At 61.9% G+C, this 3,310-nt stretch carries 2 protein-coding genes and 1 pseudogene; all 3 read right to left on the bottom strand.

The window, feature by feature from the left end:
• Positions 1 to 348: pseudogene (locus tag NA5_RS42770) on the bottom strand (IS21 family transposase); the annotation flags it as partial.
• A 474-nt stretch (positions 349 to 822) separates the two neighbouring features.
• The gene (locus tag NA5_RS38630; protein ID WP_157110909.1) at positions 823 to 1,347 is read right to left on the bottom strand and encodes a hypothetical protein; all 525 of its coding nucleotides are present in this window, start codon (positions 1,345 to 1,347) and stop codon (positions 823 to 825) included.
• 197 nt (positions 1,348 to 1,544) lie between these two features.
• Positions 1,545 to 3,310 (bottom strand): hypothetical protein (locus NA5_RS42005; RefSeq protein WP_218020264.1); only part of this gene is annotated, 1,766 nt, incomplete at its 5' end.

Here is a 3,310-nt window from a genome sequence, read left to right as displayed (position 1 = left end):
TGGAGCGTTCGGTCGCGGTCCGGCATGCCTGGCAGACGGGCCGTAGTTTGCGGGCGCGGATGTTGCGGGTCAGCGATTGATACGACAGCGGGTAACCGAGGGGTTCCAACTCGTCCATCAGCGTCTGCGCCCACAGGTGCGGGTCCTCGCTCAAGCGGGCGGTTACGTAGTCGACGAACGGTTCGAACGGGTCCGACCTATGCCGTTTCCGCACGCCGGGGGGTGCGCTTCCCGGCCAGATACGCGCGAATGGTTTTGCGGTCACGGCCGGTGCCAGGCGATCTGGGAGATCGTCCAGCCTCGTACGCGTAGGGCACTGATTTCCACATCTTCCTCACGTGTCAGCATGGAAAAGCGGGCTTCCTCCGATCGAAAGCGTCGGATGTAGATATCGAACCGTCGATGGCGCATCTCGGGAACCCTCCGCGGTGGTGCCGGAAACTGTGCGAGGCTATTCGCGCGACGCGACGCGAGACGGGTCGGAAAATGAAGGGTGGGGGAGTTCCTCGCGATGCACGGCCATCCCAAACGGTTGGTCTGTGGTCCGTGAGCTGGTGTCGGATCGCCTGAGGACGGGGGCTACGCCGGTGGGCCGTCCTCGAGGTGGTCGCTGGGCTCGCTGGTATCCGTAAGCGGTGCGACCAAAGGGTGCTAGGGATCGCGAAGGTCCAACACGCTCGCGAGACGGCGGCGCGCGCGACCGGTGGACGTTCAGGCTCGGACCTTCTCGCCATACTCATACGCAGCCTTCGCGGCATTTGCGCGCCACTCCTTCCCGGCGTCTTTCCTGCGGGCGGCACGCTGCGCATAGTCATGCACGGCCTACCGACCGAGATCAGTGTGCAATGCGGCGGCGCCACTCATGGCTAGCTCGCGCCCGTCGTAACCGGGAATCAGGGGCAGCAATGAAGCGTGGAGCCACGATGTCTCGCGATAAATCTGCTCGAGATCCTGGCAAAGCTCCGCAGTTTCCCTGTCGTCGATTCCCACCAAGATAAAGGTGCGGCGTTCAGTAGCCGACAGTCCCGCGTTCTGCAGAATCCGGGTGAGCTGAGCAAGTGCGACACCATCTGTGCCGGTCTCCTGGCGTACTGCGGCTATCAACGAACGCACGCGGCTCCAGTCGACTGTCTCGCTGATGACATCCGGACCATGCACAGCGGCAGCAGATTTCAGATGCTGATCGACGAACACCACCTTGCACGTGGGATCGATGGACTTCGAGGCGGCGACGATGTCATCGAACTCCATGAGGAGTGGCGGTGCGATGCGGTCACGGGTCTTGTCGTAGAAGCGCCACAATTCTCGCTTGTCCCTGTGACCGGCGGCACCGAGCCGATCGATCACAGGCCGAACGGCACGGCGTCGCTCCGCGGCCCTGTCGCGCCGTTCGAACGTGAGCAGGCCGAAACCGGCAGCGGCGGCGCCGGATAGGACCGTGGCGACCTCGGCGCCGATGTGCCCTGAATCGCGTGCATTTGCGGCGACCACCGGATAGAAAAGGAAGACACCGCCGACCGTGCCGACCCCCAGGATCATGGACTTCACGCCGAGGGTAACGCCCAGCGCTGGGGGGTCTGCTCCTGTGCACCGCTCCATGGCGTAGGCGTCGGGACTCGTGGGGGCTGACCAGAAGACGTTTCATCCTGTGTACCCGCTTCAGTGCCACGGTTGACACGCATATTGGCGTCGGATGGCTGACCAACGGCGGGTGGAATCGATTGGGGGGGTGATGCGGTAGTGCGTGTGGGCTTGCCAGCCGCTCCGTCGCCCAAGCGGTCATTCCTCTCTGATGGCGGAGGGGACGCGTGTGGATCGAAGCGATTGAAACTGTGCTGGTCTTTGCCAGGCCCGGTCACACTGTATGGTTGATCTTCGAGCGAATCGCGTGTCCACGGAGTTCGGCGTGCCTCCGTTCCCGGGCTTGTATCCGGATCGAAATAGGCATCGACGATCCGGGGGTGGGTGCCAGCTGCCGACGGCATACGTCCGTCCTTGCGCTCTACGGTCACCGATGCGTCCTCGCCCCCTGATCCGCGAACGGATTCGTCGCCGGCGTCGAGTTGTCGCGTATCCGAGATTCCCGTCGCAGCTGAGTTGGAGCCATCGGTGCCAGCGAACGGTGAGAGCGCAGGGTTATGCGGTACTGGTTGCAATTCGCTCTGCCCGAGCACCGGTCTACCTGCTGCCCATGCTGCGTGGTTGCCAGGTGGGTTGTTTGTCATCCACAGCGGGTTGCCCGATTCCGCCCACTGGGGGGCTTCGGGGTCGGTATGGAAGAGACGGTGTTCAGGCTCGCGTGCGAAGTCTGGAGCCCAGGTGGGTGTGAAAGGTCGACTGATCAGCCGGGAGGGGTGGGCGACCGTGCCGAGTGCTCGTTCCAGAGCGTCGCGCTCCTGTCTGGTAAATGCTCCGAGATCGTCGCGGTGCAACAGTCTTTCGAGAACTGTCAGTTTGAGGTGATTGTCGGGTGTTGGAGCCAGCCGGTCTTCACCGGTGAGAATCGCATCTATATCAAATCGCCAATTAGCTATTACGCGCTCTAGGAGCGGGTGCATTTCGTCGAGATATCGCACTAGAAACAGGGTACGGAGAGCCTTGGCATCGGCGCGTGGCGGCAGAGTGCCCTGAATTACTTCTCGCCTTCGCCAATTATCGTTCCATTGCGGGGAGCTAAACGTTACTGTCCAGCCGACCTCCGCGAAAGGCCAGTATCTGGAGGGGGGTGTAAACCAGCCCTCGTAATGGTCTACCCACTGTAGTAGAGGCCGACCTGATTTACCCCCACTTGTGGTGTACCGAATTGCGGCATTCGCGGACTCGTCTGTCTGTGTTATCGAGACCGTCAACAATGCGGGTTCCTGGCGCGTATCGGCGTCGATCATCATCTGGCGTGCGATCGTGATTGCGGCGAGTCGCTCCCGCAACGGTGCTCCTGAGAACATCGCCGATATCTGTTGTATCGCCACATCGAGATCGAAATCTCTGTCCTCGGGTCTGATCAACCTGCTCCACATGGTGCCCCTTTCCGGCAGGGGCACGACCGGATCATTCTCGGAATATGGCATATTCTCGTGCACGCGTGATGCGTTGGTCGGCCACGCTCGTGATTCATTCTCAACATGATCAGATTCCGGCCGATTCTGTGCCGCGCTGTGAGCGACAATAGCCGGAGCGTCGGTCACAATCGCTGCAATCCGACTGTCACGAAGATCGATCACCTTGCCCGAAGAATCGAGGACCCACCCGGGTGCCGTGCTTCCCGGCCGTCGGCGCTGGCCGGCAAGCGCGGCAACCACAAAAGTTGCTG

The sequence above is a fragment of the Nocardia anaemiae NBRC 100462 genome, from assembly GCF_001612725.1.
GTDB lineage: Bacteria > Actinomycetota > Actinomycetes > Mycobacteriales > Mycobacteriaceae > Nocardia > Nocardia anaemiae.
This window is presented reverse-complemented; position numbering and strand designations above follow the sequence as displayed.